The sequence below is a fragment of the Faecalibacterium sp. I4-3-84 genome (assembly GCF_023347255.1).
Lineage (GTDB): Bacteria > Bacillota > Clostridia > Oscillospirales > Ruminococcaceae > Faecalibacterium > Faecalibacterium taiwanense.
In genome coordinates this window covers 723,854-740,946 of record NZ_CP094466.1, presented here as the reverse complement: position 1 = coordinate 740,946, position 17,093 = coordinate 723,854, and the positions used below count along the sequence as shown (strand labels likewise).

The following is a 17,093-nucleotide window of genomic DNA, read 5'->3' as shown; positions in this document are numbered from 1 at the left end:
CTCATAGCTGTGTACTCCCTCCATCAGATGGTGTGCATGGCATCAAAAACTTCCTGACGGGTAACATTGATCTGCATGCCCATCTCGGCAGCCAGCGCGTCGGTGCGCTTGTGCAGCTCTTCGTGGCTCACATTGCAGTTGCTGATATCCACCAGCATGATCATGGCGAACATGCCCTGCAGGATGCTCTGGGTCACATCCTCGATATTGATGTTCAGTTCGGTGCACAGACCAGCGACCTTGGCAACAACGCCCACGGTATCGTGACCAATGACGGTAATGAATGCTTTCATCGTTTCCACCCTCGTTTTCCTTTTGATGAACGGTGCCGCAAGCGTTCCGGCACACTCTTACTCTTCCAGTATAGCAGATTTGGCAAAATTTGAACACACTTTTTGTAAAAAAGAACAGACACGAGGGGAAAAAGACATTCTATCCCAAAAATTGGGTGCAATCTTTTACAGCTTGTGCTATACTTATAGATAATTTATTTCCCGATTACGGGCTGAGAAGGAGCAAGATACTATGGAACAGCTTTTGAAGATCCTGGAAGACAATGCGCGGCTGCCCATTGAGGATATCGCCACGATGCTGAATAAATCCCCCGCCGAGGTGGCGGCCATGATCGATCTGGCCCGGGCGCAGGGAATCATCAAGGGCTACAAGACCCTTGTGGACTGGGAAAAGGCCGGGGTCAACCGTGTGGAGGCCGTCATCGAGCTGAACGTCAGCCCCAAGAAGAGCCGCGGCTTTGACGAGATCGCAGCCACCATTGCCGCCTTTGACGAGGTGGAGAGCGTGCTGCTGATGAGCGGCGGCTACGACCTGCAGCTGGTGATCAAGGGCCAGACCTTCCAGGAGATCGCCCTGTTCGTGGCAAAGCGCCTTTCTCCGCTGGACGATGTGCTGTCCACCGCCACCCATTTTGTGCTGCGCACCTATAAAAAGGAGGGCCGCCTGTATCAGGACGAAGAAATCGATGAAAGAGAGTGCACGGTGCTGTGATGGACTACGATAAACTGATCGCGCCTGCCGCTGAGGCCATGCGCCCCTCCGGCATCCGCAAATTTTTCGATCTGGCTGCCGAAATGCCCGAGTGCATCAGTCTGGGCGTGGGCGAGCCGGACTTTAAAACGCCATGGGCTGTGCGCGAAGCCGGCATTGAGAGTCTGGAGCATGGCCGCACCCGCTACACCTCCAACGCAGGCCTGAAGGAGCTGCGCGCCGAGGTGGCAAAGTATCTGGAGCGCCGCATGGGCCTGCACTACGACCCGCTGCACGAGGTGCTCATCACGGTGGGCGGCAGCGAAGCCATTGATATGTGCATCCGCACGCTGGTGCAGCCCGGGGACGAGGTCATCATCCCGGAGCCCTGCTTTGTGTGCTACGAGCCCATCACCACCCTGTCCGGCGGTGTGCCGGTGCATGTGGCCTGCCGTCAGGAGGACGAGTTCCGCCTGCGTGCCGATGCGCTGAAAGCAGCCATCACCCCCAAGACAAAGCTGCTCATCATGCCGTTCCCCAACAACCCCACCGGTGCGGTGATGGAGCGCGAGGATCTGGAAGCGGTTGCTGAGGTGCTGCGCGGCACCAACATCATGGTGCTCTCCGATGAAATTTATGCAGAGCTGAACTATGGCCTGCGGCCTCATGTTTCCATTGCCACCCTGCCCGGCATGGCCGAGCGCACCATCGTGGTGAACGGCTTCTCCAAGACCTATGCCATGACCGGCTGGCGTCTGGGCTATGCCTGCGGCCCGGCACCCATCATCCGGATCATGACCAAGATCCACCAGAGTGCTATCATGAGTGCCCCCACCACCAGCCAGTACGCCGCCATCACTGCTCTGAAGGAGTGCGACGGCGAGATCGACCGCATGCGCGACGAGTACAATATGCGCCGCCGCCTTGTGGTGAAGTCCTTTAACGATATGGGCCTGACCTGCTTTGAGCCGCGCGGTGCGTTCTACGCCTTCCCCTGCATCAAGAGCACGGGCATGAGCAGTCAGGATTTCTGCACGAAGCTGCTGGAACAGAAGCATGTGGCCATCATCCCCGGCGACGCCTTTGGCGCTTCCGGCGAAGGCTACGCCCGCATTTCCTACGCCTACAGCGTGGAGCATCTGAAGGAAGCGCTCCGGCGCATCCGGGAATTCCTGCAGGAAAACAGCATCTATCACGGCATCTGAGGAGGAACAAATGGCAAGGCTGAACTGCGTGACCATTCTGGCCCCCGCAAAGCTCAATCTGGCGCTGGACGTGGTGGGCCTTCTGCCGGGCGGCTACCATGATCTGGACATGACCATGCAGGCCATCACCCTGTACGAGCGGGTGGTGCTGCGCCGCAGCCCCTACCTGAACCTGCGTCTGCCGGGCAGTCTGGTGGCCCCCAATAACAAAAACACTGCCATCAAGGCAGCGCTGGCCTTTTTTGACTACACCGGCCTTCTGGCGGGCGTGGACATCACCATCTATAAAAATACCCCGGTGCGGGCGGGCATGGCGGGCGGCAGTGCCGATGCTGCCGCTGTTCTGGTGGGCATGAACGAGCTGTACGGTGCGCACCTTTCCATGAGTGAGCTGTGCGCGCTGGGCGCAAAGATCGGTGCGGATGTGCCCTTTGCCCTGATGGGCGGCACCTGCCGGGTGCAGGGTGTGGGCGATTTTCTCAAGGCGCTGCCGCCGGTGCCGGAGTGCTGGTTCACGGTGGTGATGCCGGACTACGGCGTTTCCACCCCGGAGGCCTTTGCGGCCTACGACCGGGTGGGCAGCAGCATCCACCCGGACTGCGGAGCGCAGGAAGCCGCTATCCGTGCCGGAGATCTGGATGCCCTTTGTGCCGCCGCCGGCAATGCGCTGGAAGAGTGCAGCGGAGCAAAGGATACCGGGGCTATCAAGGCCCTGCTGCGGGAGCATGGCGCTGTCACCGCCCTGATGACCGGCAGCGGTGCGGCGGTGTTCGGCGTATTCCGGGACGAAGGGGCCGCACGGGCTGCTGCACAGGCCGCAAAGCGGCGCTGGAAGCAGGTGTATGTGGCGCAGCCTGACCGCGGCGGCGCACGGGTGAGCCGATAAAAATGCATAGACCTCCTTCCCACGGGGCATACTGCCCGCAAGGGAAGGAGGTCTTTTTTGTGCAGACCTTTTATAAAATCTGTCTGATCTTAATGATCGTGGGCGGCATCAACTGGGGCCTTGTGGGGCTGTTCCAATTCGATTTTGTGGGCTGGCTGCTGGGCGGCAGCGCATCCATCTGGTCGCGCATCGTGTTCACGCTGGTGGGCGTCGCAGCCCTGTGCGGCATCCCGGGGCTTTTTACGGACGATAGTTCCTCTGAAAGCTGAAAAATCATGCAAAAACAAAAGCACTTGCAAAACCAATTGCAGGTGCTTTTGCTTGTTGACTCAATTACTGCTTCCGTCAAGATCATCCCAGCCTACCAGATCCGGCAGGGTGAGCGTTTCGTCGGAGCAGTGGGGGTGTGCACGCCGCTGGTCCTCGGCCATGGTGCGCACCACCTCGCGGGTGATCTCCCGGATGGCGGCGCAGTCCTCCGGCAGGTCGGTCTGGCTGCGGCCGGAGTGGGTAAACAGAATCTTACCCATGTGGCCCACCACCAGCGTCAGCGGCAGCTGCTGCGGAGCATTGCTGTTGTAGCGGTAGCCCTGCTCTTTGGCCGCTTTGTAGATGCGCTGGGCCGCAAAGCTCCAGCTCAGGATGCCGCGGGCCTGTTCTACGCCAAGGTAGCCGTACAGCACCCCCGGCGCGTCGCAGATGAGGGTGAAGGGAAACTCGGCCCCCTGCATGGCCTTTGCCACCATGCGTGGCGAGGAACGCACCACGCAGGCCAGCCGCACGCCGCGCAGTCTGGGCAGGGTCTGCAGGTAGCGGGTCAGATATTCCCGTGTGACAGGGTGGTCAAAGGCAGGCAGGAAGATCATGACCAGAGGGTGCTCCCCTTCGCACAGCTTGTAAAAATCATTGCCCGGTGTGGTGGGGGTATCAAAGGTAAAGCAGGGGATGGAGGTGCCCACCAGATGTTCTGACTTCATGCCGCAATGCACATCCTTTCAAGATAATAAAAAATCCACACACTGCATCTCTGCAGAAAGTGCAGAGGACAGAGGTGGATGGATTGCTATAAAAAGATCCCGCCCGGTCGTCTGCGGTCAATCAAACCTACCCTTACGGACAGGTGGGTGCCCTGTCTCCGGGTTCGCGCTTCCTCATCGAGCCTTCATGGTCGCCCCATGACGGGGAGGTCTGCAATCCGCCGGAGAACTCCGGGCTCCCGTTGAATGATTAGTAGGATCATATAAACCGCAACAAATCGAGCCGGGCAGGAAGTCTTGCCGGGTAATTTGTCTGGAATTATTCTTCGATGTCGTACTCGTCGCTCAGGCGCTCTTCAAACAGCTTGCCCAGCTCCAGCAGCAGTTCGTCGTCATCCACGACGTCCAGATACTCGCCTTCATCGTCTTCGCCAACGCTCAGAATGACCAGCTGAGCATTCTCAGCTTCCTCTTCGGTCTCGGCGTATTCCACAGCAGCCAGATAATGCACGCCCTTGTGGTCCAGCGCATCGATCACCTCAAATGTGATCTCGTTGCCGTCCTCATCCTCCAGGGTCATCAGGTCGGGCTGATCTTCTTCGGTGTTAGGGTTCTTGATTTCGTCAGACATAGATATTGTCTCCTGTATCGTGTCATAAAACGGGCTGTTTGTATGCCGCCCGCTTGGCCTGCATATAGTGTAGCGTTTTTTTGCCTGCTCGTCAAGATGCTTTTTCGCACAGAAATTGTGCAGCAAATTTTCACGCATTTGCTCTCGCACTCTGCGGCAGAATATGATATACTATCCTCTGAATCTTCTGTGCAAGGTGTGCCGTGCAGGTTACTATAGAGTATGGAGCGTGGGTGGAAATGATGCATAAAAAAAGATGGGCGGCGTTTGTGCTGGCAGCGGCGCTGGTGCTGACGGGCTGCAGTGCCGGGAGCTTTCTGCACTTTGGCAAAGGCAGCGGCGGCAGTACAGTCCAGAAGATCGACCGCCCGGCAGTGGGATCGGCAGAGCTGCAGTTTGCCCACCCTGCGGCGGGGGACACCATTGCGGTGTTCGATACCTCGGCAGGCGTGTTCAAGGCGGTGCTTTTCCCGGACAAGGCCCCGCAGGCCTATGATAACTTTGCGGGCCTTGTGCAGGCAGGCTACTACAACGGCCTGACCTTCTCCCGCGTGGAGAGCGGCTTTGTGGTGGAAGCCGGACAGGGGGCCGACGGCAGGGGCAGCACCATCTGGAACGGCAGCCGCTACCCGGCTGAGACCACCGACAGCCTGCACCACTACTCTGGCGCGCTGTGTATGGGCACCGATGCTTCCGGCGAGTGCGCCAGCGTTTTTTACGTGATGCAGACGCTGCCGGGGGACCAGTCGGTGACGCAGGAGCTTGTGGACCAGATGAACAGCGCGGGCTACCGCGCGGAGGTGGTTTCGGCCTATCAGACCGCCGGCGGCGCGCCTTATCTTGACTACACCGATACCGTGCTGGGGCAGGTGTATGAGGGCATGGACGTGGTGGATGCCATCGGCCAGACCGCCGTGGACGAAAACCAAAAGCCCCGTGAGGACATCACCATCAACAGCGTGAGCATTACGCAGTACGAATAAGAAAAAGGACACCGTCAGGTGTCCTTTTTCTTATATCTCCCCCGGGTGTTCCTTCCGCCATGCAAGATAATCGTCCAGAATGACGGTAGCGCTGACCGAATCCAGGATCTCCTTGCGCTTTGTGCCAAAGGTGCCGCTCTCGTCCAGAATGTCGGCGGCGGCGCAGGTGGTCTGGCGCTCGTCCCACATGCGCACCGGCAGGCCGCTCCAGATCTCGACCGTCTTTGCCAGCTTGCGGCTCTTGATGGCGCGTTCGCCCTCGGTACCATCCATGTTCAGCGGCAGGCCGATCACGATCAGCTCGGCTCCGATCTCCTTGGCCACTTCGCACACTCGTGCCGCCACCTTGTTGCGGGCTTTCAGGGTGATCTGCGGGGTGATGGCCGTTGTAAGGAACTCGGTGCGGTCACAGGTGGCAAGGCCGGTGCGGCTGTCGCCGTAGTCAACAGCTAAAATTTTCATACAGGCTTCCTCTCTTGTGTGGAAAAGTTTGTCGGTCCAAGTGTACCACAGCTGCAGGCTAAAAGGTAGATAATAACACTTTTTTTGAGAGGATTTTCGTGTTACAATAAACACAGATCGCTTTTTAGGAGGAAGTGCCCTATGCTCAAACTGGTTTTAGGCGGCTCCGGCAGCGGCAAAACGACGCTGCTCTATTCCCGCATCAAGGCCCGGGCCGAACAGGGCCGGCGCAGCATCCTTCTGGTGCCGGAACAGTTCACTTCCAGCACGGAGGGCCGCATCTACCGGGAACTGGGCGATGCTCTTTCCGGCATGGTGGAAAGCTTTTCCTTTACCAGTCTGGCCGAGCGCATCCTCTCTGCCGAGGGCGGCGCGGCGGTGCAGACCCTTTCGGACGCGGGCCGCGCCGTACTGGTGCGCCGCGCGCTGGAAGAGCTGCAGGATCATGTGCATTACTACTACCGCCACCGCCGCAGTGCGGCCTTCTGCCAGATGGCGGCCCAGACCATCGACGAGCTGAAAAGTGCCGGCCTTTCCGGCGCACAGCTGGCAGAGCTGGCCCGGGACTGCGGCCCCGAGAGCGGCAAACTGAGCGAACTGGCACTGATCTTTCAGGGGTACGAAACGCTGCTGGCGGGCACCGGCATGGACCCCGCCGACCGGCTGGAGCTGGCGGCTGACCGGCTGGAAGCCGCTCTTGCCCGGGGCGAACTGCCGGACTTTCTGCGGGAGCGGGAAGTGTTCATTGACGAGTTCGATACCTTTAACGCACCCAAAAAGCGGCTGATGGGCGCGATGCTGGCGGCGCTGCCCACCGTCACGGTGGCCCTGTGCGACGACGGTGCGCCCATGGTGCCGGGGGATATGGGGATTTTCTCCGGCGCAAAGCAGGTGGCCGCACAGCTGCGGCAGCTGGCCCGCAAAAATGGTGCTGATGCGGCAGTGCCGGAGCTGCTGCGCCGCGACCTGCGCCATAAGGATGCGCCCGGCCTTGCGGCTGTGACAGAGCTTTTGGAGACTGGCACCTGTGAGGTGCCGCCCGCTGCGCCGGAGGTGCGGCTGTTTGCCGCTGCCAGCCGGGAAGAGGAAGCCCGCTGCACCGCTGCGGCCATCCGCCGCCTGATGCGGCAGGGCGTGCGCTGCGGCAAAATGGCCGTGGTCTGCCGCAATATCCCGGATTACCGTGCGGCCATCCGGTACGAGTTCCGTATGGCAGATATCCCGCTTTACTGCGATGAACCCACCACCCCGGAGTTCAGCGCCCCGGCTACGGCGGTGCGTGCACTGCTGGCACTGCTGCGCGGTGCGGATATGACCGAAAACCTGACCATTCTTGCCAAGACCGGCCTGTGCGCTCTGACCGAGCCGCAGGTCTGCGCGCTGGAAAACTATGCCTATACCTGGTCACCCAATGCGGCGGCATGGCGCACAAAATTTGAGAAAAGCCCCAAGGGCTTCGGCGAAAATGAACTGTCCGATGAGGATGCAAAAACGCTGGAGGATGCCGAGACTGCCCGCCAGCTGCTGGTAACAGCCGTGGACGAACTGCGCAGCAAGGTGCGGGGCGGCAGCGCCGAACAGATCAGCCGGGAACTGTATTTCTGCCTGAAAAAGCTGGGTGCAGAAGAGCAGCAGGCAGCGCTGGTGGAAGCCGTCCGCACTGCCCGGGGCATCCCGGCGGCAGAGGAAGCTGCCCGCGAGTGGAACGTGGTGATGCAGCTGCTCAACGAAATGGCCCACCTGCTGGGCGGGCAGGGCGTGACCTTTGCAGAATATGAGGACCTGTTCAGCCTGCTGCTGCGCTCTTCGGACCTTGGGCACATCCCGCAGACGCTGGATGCCGTGGTGCTGGCAAGCGCGGGCAAAATGCGTCTGGACGCGCCGGACTATGTGTTCGTGCTGGGCCTTGCGGAGGGCGAATTTCCCTGTGCACCGTCCGAGACGGGCCTTCTGACCCACGCCGACCGCGATGTTCTGATGGCAAAGCAGATCGATCTGCCGGACTGCTTTGAGAACCGCGTGGTGCGCGAGCAGGTGTGCGTTTACAAAGCCCTCACCGCACCGGCAAAGGGGTTGTGGCTCAGCTGGCCCAAGGGGCAGGGCAAGACCCTGTGCGCAGCGCTGGAACCCATCGTGGAAGCGCTGCACCCGGCGGCACCGGAGATGGAGCTTCCCGACCTTGCAGCCACCCCCGCCGATGCACTGGATACGCTGGGCGGCTGGCCGCTGACCGACACGGAACGCGCCAGCCTGACGGAGGCGCTGCGTCTGCCGCAGACGGATGCACCCCGGGGCCTTGCGCTGCTGCAGCGCATGGAGGAGGCCCCGCCCCGGCAGGTGAACGATCTGTCTGCGCTGAGCGGCCTGCTGGGGCAGCGGCTGCGCATCTCGCCCAGCCAGCTGGAAAAATACTATACCTGCCGTTACGGCTATTTTTTGCAGTATGTGCTGGGCCTGAAGCCCCGCAGACGGGCCGAGCTTTCTGCCGACCAGAGCGGCACCCTGATGCACTGGGTGCTGCAGATGGCGCTGGACCCGCACCCGGATGCGGATAACCCCTGCAATGCGCTGACGCCTTTTCTGGAACTGGACGACGAAGCTATGGCAGGCCTTGCCAGCCTGCTGGTGGACGAATATGCAAAGCGCTATCTGCCCGAGGATACGGCCCGGTTCGCCTATCTGCTCTCGCGGCTCAAAAAAAGCATGACAAGCCTTTTGTGCTACCTGCGGGATGAACAGAAGCAGTCCTGCTTCCACCCGGCAGCCTGTGAGCTGCGCATCGGCTCCGGGGAGGACGCCGTGCCCGGGCAGGTGTATCATCTCTCGGACGGGCGCACCGTGCAGCTGGTGGGCACGGTGGATCGTGCCGACGAGTGGGTGGAGGAAAACGGCACCCGCTGGGTGCGGGTGGTGGACTATAAGACCGGCACCAAAAAACTGAACCTGAGAGAGGTATACTGCGGGCTGGACTGCCAGATGCTTTTGTATCTGTTCAGCCTGACGCGGGATAAGAGCGGCCGCTTTACCGGTGCAGAACCCGCAGGCGTGCTGTATCTGCTGGCAGACCCGGCCCCCAAGACCACCAACCGCCAGCAGGCACAGCAGGACGTGCAGTACGAGCTGGACGGCCTTGTGAGGGACGAGCAGAAGGTGTTCGATGCCATGGATGCGGATGAGACGGGCCGTTACCTGCCCTTTGGCTACCGCAACGGTGCACCCAGCCCCAGCCAGAAGGATAAGCGTGCCGATATTGCAAAGCTCAACCGCATCCAGCTGCATCTGGATGATCTTGTCACCCAGATGGGCCAGCAGCTTTACGATGGGCAGATCGCTGCAGAACCGCTGGTGGCAGGCGCAGGCAGGAACCCCTGCATCTGGTGCGACTACAGCTTTATCTGCTGCCACGAGACCGGCCTCGGCGAGCGGGCACTGGAAGCCCCGGCCAAACCCTTTGAGCCGGAAGAGACCGAGAACGAGAAGGAAGGTGAGCAGGCATGAGTGAACCTAAATGGACTCCGGCCCAGCGCGCTGCTATTGAGGACCGGGGTGGTGCGCTGCTGGTGAGCGCAGCGGCGGGCAGCGGCAAAACAGCCGTGCTGACCGAACGCGCCGTGCGGCTCATCACCGATCCGGACCACCCGGTGGATGCGGACAAACTGCTCATCGTCACCTTTACCAATGTGGCGGCGGCAGAGCTGCGGGCGCGCATCGGGCAGGCACTGCTGCGGCTCAGCCAGCAGCAGCCCCACAACACGAGCCTGCGCCGCCAGCGGATGCTTTTGCAGCGGGCACCCATCTGCACCATTGACGCGTTCTGTCTGGACCTGCTGCACAAGCACTTTCAGGCACTGGACATCCCGCCGGACTTTGCCCCGGCAGACCCCGGCAGCGTGGAGGTGCTGCGGGCTTCGGCGCTGGCCGAAACGCTGGAAAATGCCTACCGCGACCCGGATTTCTGTGCCTTTGCAGACCTTTACGGCAAGGGCCGCACCGATCAGGCCGCAGGCAATACCATCCTGCATGTGTACGATTTTCTGCGCGCTCTGCCGGACTACGACCGCAGGCTGGACGAATATCTGGCACCATGGCAGCGGGAAAACGGTTTTGCCTTTACCTGCTGGCATGACCTGCTGCTGGCGGAAGCGGCCCGCTGCGCAAAGGCCGCGCGGGAACTGCTGACGGCAGCGCTGGCAGACTGTAAGGAAGATTTTGTCCTTGCACAGGCACAGGCCGAGGAAAAAGGCAAGAACGCTGCTTCCAAGGCAAAGGCCGTGGCCGGTGTCAACGATAAATTTGCAGAGCCGCTCTCCCGGCTGGAAAGCGCCGCCGCCCTGCTGGGCGAGGTGGAACGGCTGGCTGCGGCAGGGCAGTGGACACCGCTGTACGATAAGCTGACACCCTATGTGCTGGGCATGGAGGAGATACCCGGCTTCAAGGGCATGAAAAAACGGCTGACCGGCGATCATAAGGCGGCGGTCAGGACCCGCGCAGACGAAGCCGCCAAGCTGTTTGAGCACATTACGGAGATTGTCTCCTGCAGCGAGGAGGAAGCCGAAGCCGACCGCAGAGCGGCCCTGCCCAGGCTGCGGGCGCTGTTTGCCGCCGTGCGGGATTTTGATGCCCGCTTCTCGGCAAAGAAAAAGGAGCGCAAGCTGCTGGAATTCAGCGATTTTGAGCATCAGGCCCTGCGGCTGCTGCGCACACCGGATGGCGTGTGCACCCCGCTGTGCCAGAGCATCCGGCAGAGCTATGCCGCCGTGATGGTGGACGAATATCAGGACACGAACGCTTTGCAGGATGCCATTTACCGCTGCCTTGCTTCCCCGGAGGGGGATGACCTGTTCCTTGTGGGCGACCTGAAGCAGAGCATCTACCGCTTCCGTCAGGCCGACCCCAGCATCTTCCGGGCTAAGCTGAACGCATGGGCACCGTTGCCCGGCGGCACTGCCCGCCCCCGCCCGGAGGAGGGTACGGCAGGCGGAAACGCTCTGCTGGCGCTGGATGCGAACTTCCGCTCCGCCCCGCAGGTGGTGGCAGGCATCAACTTTATCTTTGAACAGCTCATGACCCCCCAGCTGGGCGATACGGCTTACGGCGACGGCCAGCGGCTGGTGTGCGGTGCACCCGGCGACTACGCAGGCAGCGTGGAAGCGCACTTCCTGCCCGACGACACTGCTGAGACCGACGCGGCGTGGATCGCCCAGCGCGTTGAAGAACTGGTGAAAAACGGCGAACCAGTGCGGGACGGCAGCTCCACCCGCCCGGTGCAGTACGAGGATTGCTGCATCCTGCTGGCGGCGCGCGGCGACTTCCACGCTTATGAGGAAGCGCTCACGGCCCGGGGCATCCCGGTGTATGCGGATGCGCGCGAAAACTTGATGGAAGCAGCGCACATCCGTCCGCTGATCTCGCTTTTGAAGGTCATCGACAACCCGGCGCAGGATATCTACCTTGCCGCCGCCATGTTGGGGCCGATGTTCGGCTTTACGGACGACGACCTTGTACGCCTGCGTGCCCAGAGCGCCGCAATGCAGAAAAAGGCGCAGGAGGAACAGGACGCGAAGAAAATGGGCAAAAGGGCTTCCCGCATGAGTCTGTACGGCGCAGTGCTGCAGGTGGTGCAGAATGGCGATGAAACTCCGTTCACCCAAAAGGTGAAAGACTTTTATGACCGACTCACCGCACTGCGGCGCATGGCCCGCAGTGCTCCGGCAGAACAGCTGCTGGAAGAGATCTTTGTCTCCACCGGCTATCTTGCTGCGCTGGGCGTACTGGAAAACGGTGCGCATCGCCGGGAAGATGCCCGGCGCTTTGCGGCTTTCTGTGCACAGACCGGTGCAAACGGCATCTCGGCGCTGGTGCGTGCCATCGACGCGGCGGCGCAGGCCGGTTCTACCGGGCAGGACACTGTGCCCGGCGGTGCGCGGCCCGGCTGTGTGACCATTATGACCATCCATCGCTCCAAGGGTCTGCAGTTCCCGGTGGTGTTCGTGGGCGACACGGCCCGGCACTTCAACCTGAGCGACACTTACCAGCCGGTGCTGCTGCACCGGGAATACGGCGCGGGCCTGCGCCTGCGCCCGGAACAGGGCGAGAGCATGTACAAGACTGCAGCCTACGCAGCTCTTGCCAGCGTCCATGCACAGGAAACGCGCAGCGAGCAAATGCGCCTTTTATATGTGGCGCTCACCCGTGCACAGGATAAGCTGATCCTCACGGTGCCGCTGGGCATGACCAAGACCGGCAATCCCTTTGCCAAGGCGGCAGCGTTCCTTGCTGCGGGCGCGGGAGAAACGCTGAACCAGCAGGCGGGCAGCTTTGCCGACTGGCTGCGTGCAGCGCTGCTGGTGCATCCCTTCGGCGGGCCGCTGCGGCGGCTGGCAGGAGATCTGGAACTGCCCTTTGTGTTTACGGAAAGCGAGATCATGGTCACGGTGCAGGAAGTTCAGACGGAGCCGGAAACACCGGAACAGGAACCGGAAGCGGCAGAGCCTGTCCCGGCAGACCCGGCATTGGTGGCTCAGCTGCAGGAGGGCTTTGCATGGCGGTATCCGGCGGCAAAACTGGCTGCGGTGCCCGCCAAGGTCAGCGTGACCAGCATCGTGCACAAGGCCGAGCAGACCACGCTGGAACGCCCTGCCTTTCTCTCCAAGGACGGACTGACCGCCGCCGAAATGGGTACGGCCCTGCACGCTTTTCTGGAACATGCGGACTTCGCCTCCCTTGCTGCTGCCAAAGCGGCGGGCACGCTGGAGGAAGCCATCCTTGCAGAGCGCCAGCGGCAGGTGGACACCCAGCTGGTGGCCCCGGAAATTGCGGAAAAACTCAATGCAGGCCGCATCCGCCGCTTTGCCGAGAGCGAAGCCTTTGCAAAGATCTGCGCAGCCGAAAAGGTGCTGCGGGAGCTGGCCTTCATCACGGCGCTGCCCGCGTCGGCCGTGCTGACGGCACAGGGAGCTTCCGCGCAGGAAGCCGCCGCCGTGCAGGATGAGCAGGTGCTGGTGCAGGGCATTGCAGACCTTGTGCTGGTGTTCCCGGATCATCTGGAACTGCTGGATTACAAGACCGACCGCCGCAAGACCGAAGCGGACTTCCTGAGCGCCTACCGCCCGCAGCTGAACCTCTATGCCCTTGCCATCGATAAGCGCTTTACGCCAAAGAAGGTAACGTATAAGGGTATCTACTCGCTGGAGCTGGGGAGGCTGATCGAAGCGTAGGAGAACGTCGGTGCCGCCCACTCCGTCCTGCTTCCGCTCGCCAGTCCATCCAGCGTGAGAAGCCCTCGCACTTCCCGTTAAGGCTTTTTGGTCGATTTTAATTGCAGCCTACACTTTAGACCATGGCTTCGCGTCATCCTGCCGGAGTGGGCGGCACCGATGCCCGGGCAGATGCTGCTCCCTGATGGCCTGCCTTTCGGAAAAGTCATATTTTTCCCGCAAAACGCATAAAAAGTGCTTGACAGCGCTTTCTTCCTGTGGTAGAATAGCCGGGTAAAGAAAGCAGCTACGGCCTGTGCCGCGCTCGCCTTGCGAGGGAAAGATCCCCCGGGCTATACCTGAAGGCAGTTCATTATGAGTGGACTGCGGCTTTGAGTGAATTTTTGCGCGGCTGTCCTGAAAATGGGCGGCCGCGTTTTCTATGCCAAATATTGCAACAAAATGGATTTTGTTTGGAGGTGCATTCATTATCGCTACCGCTGGAAAGTCGAAGGAACTGGAGATCAACGGTCAGATCCGTGACCGTGAGGTCCGTCTGATCGGTGCAGACGGCGAGCAGAAGGGCGTTGTGTCCATTCAGGTGGCCATGCGCGCTGCTGAAGATGCTGGTCTGGATCTGGTCAAGATCGCACCGCAGGCTGTTCCGCCTGTGTGCAAGGTGCTGGATTACGGCAAGTACCGTTTTGAACAGCAGAAGAAGGAGAAGGAAGCCAAGAAGAACCAGAAGGTGGTCGAAGTTAAAGAGACCCGCCTTTCGCTCAACATTGACACCAACGACTTCAATACCAAGCTGAACCAGACTGCCAAGTTCCTGGCAGCTGGCCACAAGGTTAAGGTTTCGATCCGCTTCCGCGGCCGTGAAATGGCGCACAGTGCTCTGGGCGCAGACGTGCTGAAACGTTTTGCCGAGGCTCTGCCTCAGGCATCCACCGATAAGCCGCCGGTGCTCGAGGGCCGCACGATGTCCATTCTGCTGATCCCGAAACCCAATAAGGACTAATTTTAGGAGGAAACTAAAATGGCTAAGATGAAACTGAAGACGCACTCTGGCGCTAAGAAGCGCTTTAAGCTGACCAAGAACGGCAAGATCAAGCGCGGCCACGCATTCCGCAGCCACATCCTGACCAAGAAGACCACCAAGCTGACCCGTGGCTACCGTCAGCCCAGCTACGTTGATAAGACCAACGCAGCTACCATCAAGAGCATGCTGCCCTACGCCTAAGAGCGAGCCGCAGGCAAACACATTCTATTGAGACAACTAAAGGAGATATAAAAAATGGCACGTATCAAGGGCGCAACCATGACTCACAAACGTCGTAAGAAGATGCTGAAGCTGGCCAAGGGCTTCTACGGCTGCAAGAGCAAGCACTTTAAGATGGCCAAGCAGCAGGTCATGAAGAGCGGCAACTACGCTCTGGCTGGCCGCCGCATGAAGAAGCGTCAGTTCCGCAACCTGTGGATCTGCCGCATCAACAACGCAGTTCGTCCTCTGGGCATGAACTACTCCACCTTCATGGCTGGTCTGAAGAAGGCTGGCATCGAGCTGAACCGCAAGATGCTGTCTGAGATGGCTATTAACGATCCCAAGAGCTTTGCAGCTCTGGTCGAGACCGTCAAGAACGCCTGATTAGGAACTTGAATCGTGACGCCCGCGCGTATACGCGGGCGTCCGTTTTGTATCCGGGGTTCTTACGGCAGGGAAACATGTTTTTCAGGGCAGCGCCCTGCCGCAGGAACGCTTTGTGGCAGACGCTGCCCTTTTTGCATTTTTTGAACAAGACGGCAGACTACTTTTTGAACGACAGTACAGCGAAAGGTTGAATACACACGATGGACGAAAAAATCACCAGCCGGGAAAACGCAAAGATCAAATACGCCTGCCGCCTTTCTTCCAGCGCGGCATTCCGCCGCAGCGAGGGCCGCTTTCTGGCCGAGGGCCGCAAGCTCTGCCCGGAGCTTGCCCGCGGTGCGCAGCTGGAGACCTTATTTTATACGGAAAGCGCTATGGCAAAGTGCCCGGAGCTTGCCGGGCTGCCCGGTGAACACTACCTTGTGGAAGACCATGTGGCCGATAAGCTGGCCGATGTGGGCACCCATCAGGGGGTATTCGGCGTGTTCCGTACCCCGGTGCACACACTGGACGAAGTGAAGGCCGGCGGGCGGTATCTGGCGCTGGAACGGGTGCAGGACCCCGGCAATGTGGGCACCCTGCTGCGCTCTGCTGCGGCCTTTGGCTTTGACGGTGTGATCCTGAGCGACGGCTGTGCCAATGTGTATGCCCCCAAGACCCTGCGCGCTTCCATGGGTGCGGCAGTACGCATCCCGGTGATCGAAGCCGGTGCCATGCCCGATGCCATCGCTCAGCTGCGCGCAAAGGGGATCACCTGCCTTGCGGCTGCGCTGTACAAGTCTCAGCCGCTGAGCGCGGCACAGGCAAGCTGCCCCGGCGGCGTCTGCGTCGTCATCGGCAGCGAGGGTCAGGGCCTGACCGATGAGACCATTGCTGCCTGCAGCAGCACGGTGCGCATCCCCATGACCGACCGGGTGGAAAGCCTGAATGCCGGCATTGCGGGCAGCATCCTGCTGTGGCATTTCCGGGAGGAAAGCCTATGAGCGGCCTTGCAGGGCAGACCAGCCTTTTCCCGCCGGAGCCTGCCCCGGACCCGCTGCTGTGCTGGCTGTGGCTGGCCCATGTGCTTGGCCCGGCCAGCGTTCACGCGGGCCGTGTGCTGGATGCCTTTGGCGGTGCACAGGAAGCATGGGAAGCGCGGGACACCGCTGAATTCCGTGCTGCAGCCGGGGATGCTGCCGCGCTTCGCGCGCAGCAGCTGGCCCCGGAACAGTACCACCCGCTGGTGATGCGGTGCGATGATCTGGGTGTGCGCATCCTGCCGTTTGACGACCCGGACTATCCGCTGGCATTTTCCCGCATCCCGGATATGCCGCTGGTGCTCTACTGCACCGGCGATCCGCTCTGGCTCAACGAGCCGGGCGCGGTGGGCATCGTGGGCAGCCGCAAGCCTACCGAATACGGCCTGAACGCAGCGGCGGACATTGGCGGGGAACTGGCCCAAAGCGGCGCTTTGATCGTCAGCGGCCTTGCGGACGGGCTGGACAGCGCCGGGCACCGCGCTGCTGTCAAAAACAACTGCCCTACCATTGCTGTGATGGGCGTGCCCATCGACCGCACCTATCCTGCGGCCAATGTGGTGCTGCGGCACAAGATCGAGCAGAAGGGCTGCGTGATCAGTGAGTACCCGCCCCGCAGTGAGGGCGTTGGCCCAAATGGATTTTTGCAGCGCAACCGGCTCATTGCGGCGCTCAGCTCTGCATTACTGGTGGTGGAAGCGCAGGAAAAAAGCGGCACCATGTCCACCGTGTCTCACGCCGAACGCTATGGCAAGCCGGTGTTCGCGGTGCCGGGCAGCATCTACTCGCCCAATTCCGCAGGCACAAACGGCCTTTTGCGGGACGGCAGAGCGCGTGCCGTGTGTTCTGCTGCGGACCTGCTTGGCCCGCTGGGCCTGCGCCGGCAGAGCGCAGCGGCGGTGACGGCAAAGCAGCCGGAGCCTCTGAGCGAGAACGAGCGGAAGGTGCTTTCCTGCATTGGGCCGCAGCCCCTTGGCATTGAGGAGCTTTGCGTGCGCAGCGGCCTGCCCACAGCGGTGCTGCTGGGCACCCTGATGAAGCTGGAGCTTTCCGGCCGGGTGCTGTGCATGCCGGGCAAGCGGTATGTGATAAAATAGTA

The 17,093-nt window shown here is 61.0% G+C and carries 16 protein-coding genes and 1 other RNA gene; 12 read left to right on the top strand and 5 right to left on the bottom strand.

Going from position 1 to position 17,093, the window contains the following annotated elements:
• Positions 1-23: 23 nt before the first annotated feature.
• Entirely contained in the window at positions 24-293 is a 270-nt protein-coding gene (locus tag MTP41_RS03640) for an ACT domain-containing protein (RefSeq protein WP_005944416.1), read from the bottom strand.
• A gap of 232 nt (positions 294-525) precedes the next feature.
• Between MTP41_RS03640 and MTP41_RS03635 the strand changes: the two genes are divergently transcribed.
• Genes MTP41_RS03635 through MTP41_RS03620 form a run of 4 tightly spaced genes read left to right on the top strand, consistent with a single transcriptional unit; the run spans position 526 to position 3,344 of the window.
• On the top strand, positions 526-1,005 hold the full coding sequence (locus MTP41_RS03635; protein ID WP_005935606.1) for an Lrp/AsnC family transcriptional regulator: 480 nt from the start codon (positions 526-528) through the stop codon (positions 1,003-1,005).
• Complete coding sequence (locus MTP41_RS03630) at positions 1,005-2,189, top strand: pyridoxal phosphate-dependent aminotransferase (RefSeq protein WP_154259293.1); 1,185 nt, start codon at positions 1,005-1,007, stop codon at positions 2,187-2,189. Before MTP41_RS03635 ends, MTP41_RS03630 begins: the two co-directional genes overlap by 1 nt.
• A 10-nt stretch (positions 2,190-2,199) precedes the next feature.
• Complete coding sequence (gene ispE, locus MTP41_RS03625) at positions 2,200-3,075, top strand: 4-(cytidine 5'-diphospho)-2-C-methyl-D-erythritol kinase (RefSeq protein ID WP_154259295.1); 876 nt, start codon at positions 2,200-2,202, stop codon at positions 3,073-3,075.
• Between the two features lie 59 nt (positions 3,076-3,134).
• The gene (locus tag MTP41_RS03620) at positions 3,135-3,344 is read left to right on the top strand and encodes a DUF378 domain-containing protein (RefSeq protein WP_249236223.1); all 210 of its coding nucleotides are present in this window, start codon (positions 3,135-3,137) and stop codon (positions 3,342-3,344) included.
• Positions 3,345-3,404: 60 nt separating this feature from the next.
• On the opposite strand, the gene MTP41_RS03615 is transcribed toward MTP41_RS03620, so the two are convergent.
• From MTP41_RS03615 to MTP41_RS03605, 3 genes are all read right to left on the bottom strand, one after another.
• Positions 3,405-4,052, bottom strand: coding sequence for an AhpC/TSA family protein (locus tag MTP41_RS03615; protein ID WP_249236222.1), 648 nt, complete (start codon positions 4,050-4,052; stop codon positions 3,405-3,407).
• Positions 4,053-4,144: 92 nt separating this feature from the next.
• Positions 4,145-4,349, bottom strand: a non-coding RNA gene (gene ssrS, locus MTP41_RS03610) — 6S RNA.
• Positions 4,350-4,371: 22 nt separating this feature from the next.
• The gene (locus tag MTP41_RS03605; protein WP_044954017.1) at positions 4,372-4,683 is read right to left on the bottom strand and encodes a DUF1292 domain-containing protein; all 312 of its coding nucleotides are present in this window, start codon (positions 4,681-4,683) and stop codon (positions 4,372-4,374) included.
• Between the two features lie 239 nt (positions 4,684-4,922).
• On the opposite strand from MTP41_RS03605, the gene MTP41_RS03600 reads away from it, so the two are divergent.
• Entirely contained in the window at positions 4,923-5,666 is a 744-nt protein-coding gene (locus tag MTP41_RS03600; RefSeq protein WP_249236221.1) for a peptidylprolyl isomerase, read from the top strand.
• 30 nt (positions 5,667-5,696) lie between these two features.
• On the opposite strand, the gene ruvX is transcribed toward MTP41_RS03600, so the two are convergent.
• Positions 5,697-6,128: a Holliday junction resolvase RuvX gene (gene ruvX, locus MTP41_RS03595; protein ID WP_044954016.1), complete on the bottom strand. Its 432-nt coding sequence runs from the start codon at positions 6,126-6,128 to the stop codon at positions 5,697-5,699.
• Positions 6,129-6,269: 141 nt separating this feature from the next.
• Here ruvX and MTP41_RS03590 point away from each other — a divergent pair, with 141 nt between their 5' ends.
• The 7 genes from MTP41_RS03590 (at position 6,270) to dprA (ending at position 17,091) form a co-directional block, all read left to right on the top strand.
• Positions 6,270-9,626, top strand: a complete 3,357-nt coding sequence (locus MTP41_RS03590; protein ID WP_249236220.1) for a PD-(D/E)XK nuclease family protein — start codon at positions 6,270-6,272, stop codon at positions 9,624-9,626.
• Entirely contained in the window at positions 9,623-13,345 is a 3,723-nt protein-coding gene (locus MTP41_RS03585; RefSeq protein ID WP_249236219.1) for a UvrD-helicase domain-containing protein, read from the top strand. Before MTP41_RS03590 ends, MTP41_RS03585 begins: the two co-directional genes overlap by 4 nt.
• 421 nt (positions 13,346-13,766) lie before the next feature.
• Positions 13,767-14,345 carry a translation initiation factor IF-3 gene (gene infC, locus MTP41_RS03580; RefSeq protein ID WP_005944384.1) on the top strand — a complete coding sequence of 193 codons (579 nt, stop codon included), beginning with the start codon at positions 13,767-13,769 and terminating at the stop codon, positions 14,343-14,345.
• Positions 14,346-14,363: 18 nt separating this feature from the next.
• On the top strand, positions 14,364-14,567 hold the full coding sequence (rpmI, locus tag MTP41_RS03575; protein WP_005928215.1) for a 50S ribosomal protein L35: 204 nt from the start codon (positions 14,364-14,366) through the stop codon (positions 14,565-14,567).
• A 54-nt stretch (positions 14,568-14,621) separates the two neighbouring features.
• Positions 14,622-14,972, top strand: coding sequence for a 50S ribosomal protein L20 (rplT, locus tag MTP41_RS03570; protein WP_005928218.1), 351 nt, complete (start codon positions 14,622-14,624; stop codon positions 14,970-14,972).
• Between the two features lie 203 nt (positions 14,973-15,175).
• Complete coding sequence (locus tag MTP41_RS03565; RefSeq protein ID WP_249236218.1) at positions 15,176-15,958, top strand: TrmH family RNA methyltransferase; 783 nt, start codon at positions 15,176-15,178, stop codon at positions 15,956-15,958.
• On the top strand, positions 15,955-17,091 hold the full coding sequence (dprA, locus tag MTP41_RS03560; RefSeq protein WP_249236217.1) for a DNA-processing protein DprA: 1,137 nt from the start codon (positions 15,955-15,957) through the stop codon (positions 17,089-17,091). The genes MTP41_RS03565 and dprA overlap by 4 nt, the downstream gene beginning before the upstream one ends.
• Positions 17,092-17,093: the final 2 nt, after the last annotated feature.

What these genes read in the sequence shown, in the direction of transcription:
- MTP41_RS03640 (WP_005944416.1), bottom strand. Translation starts at nt 293, where the DNA reads ATGAAAGCATTCATTACCGTCATTGGTCACGATACCGTGGGCGTTGTT.
- MTP41_RS03635 (WP_005935606.1), top strand. Translation starts at nt 526, where the DNA reads ATGGAACAGCTTTTGAAGATCCTGGAAGACAATGCGCGGCTGCCCATT.
- MTP41_RS03630 (WP_154259293.1), top strand. Translation starts at nt 1,005, where the DNA reads ATGGACTACGATAAACTGATCGCGCCTGCCGCTGAGGCCATGCGCCCC.
- ispE (WP_154259295.1), top strand. Translation starts at nt 2,200, where the DNA reads ATGGCAAGGCTGAACTGCGTGACCATTCTGGCCCCCGCAAAGCTCAAT.
- MTP41_RS03615 (WP_249236222.1), bottom strand. Translation starts at nt 4,052, where the DNA reads ATGAAGTCAGAACATCTGGTGGGCACCTCCATCCCCTGCTTTACCTTT.
- MTP41_RS03605 (WP_044954017.1), bottom strand. Translation starts at nt 4,683, where the DNA reads ATGTCTGACGAAATCAAGAACCCTAACACCGAAGAAGATCAGCCCGAC.
- MTP41_RS03600 (WP_249236221.1), top strand. Translation starts at nt 4,923, where the DNA reads ATGATGCATAAAAAAAGATGGGCGGCGTTTGTGCTGGCAGCGGCGCTG.
- ruvX (WP_044954016.1), bottom strand. Translation starts at nt 6,128, where the DNA reads ATGAAAATTTTAGCTGTTGACTACGGCGACAGCCGCACCGGCCTTGCC.
- MTP41_RS03590 (WP_249236220.1), top strand. Translation starts at nt 6,270, where the DNA reads ATGCTCAAACTGGTTTTAGGCGGCTCCGGCAGCGGCAAAACGACGCTG.
- MTP41_RS03585 (WP_249236219.1), top strand. Translation starts at nt 9,623, where the DNA reads ATGAGTGAACCTAAATGGACTCCGGCCCAGCGCGCTGCTATTGAGGAC.
- infC (WP_005944384.1), top strand. Translation starts at nt 13,767, where the DNA reads ATGCCAAATATTGCAACAAAATGGATTTTGTTTGGAGGTGCATTCATT.
- rpmI (WP_005928215.1), top strand. Translation starts at nt 14,364, where the DNA reads ATGGCTAAGATGAAACTGAAGACGCACTCTGGCGCTAAGAAGCGCTTT.
- rplT (WP_005928218.1), top strand. Translation starts at nt 14,622, where the DNA reads ATGGCACGTATCAAGGGCGCAACCATGACTCACAAACGTCGTAAGAAG.
- MTP41_RS03565 (WP_249236218.1), top strand. Translation starts at nt 15,176, where the DNA reads ATGGACGAAAAAATCACCAGCCGGGAAAACGCAAAGATCAAATACGCC.
- dprA (WP_249236217.1), top strand. Translation starts at nt 15,955, where the DNA reads ATGAGCGGCCTTGCAGGGCAGACCAGCCTTTTCCCGCCGGAGCCTGCC.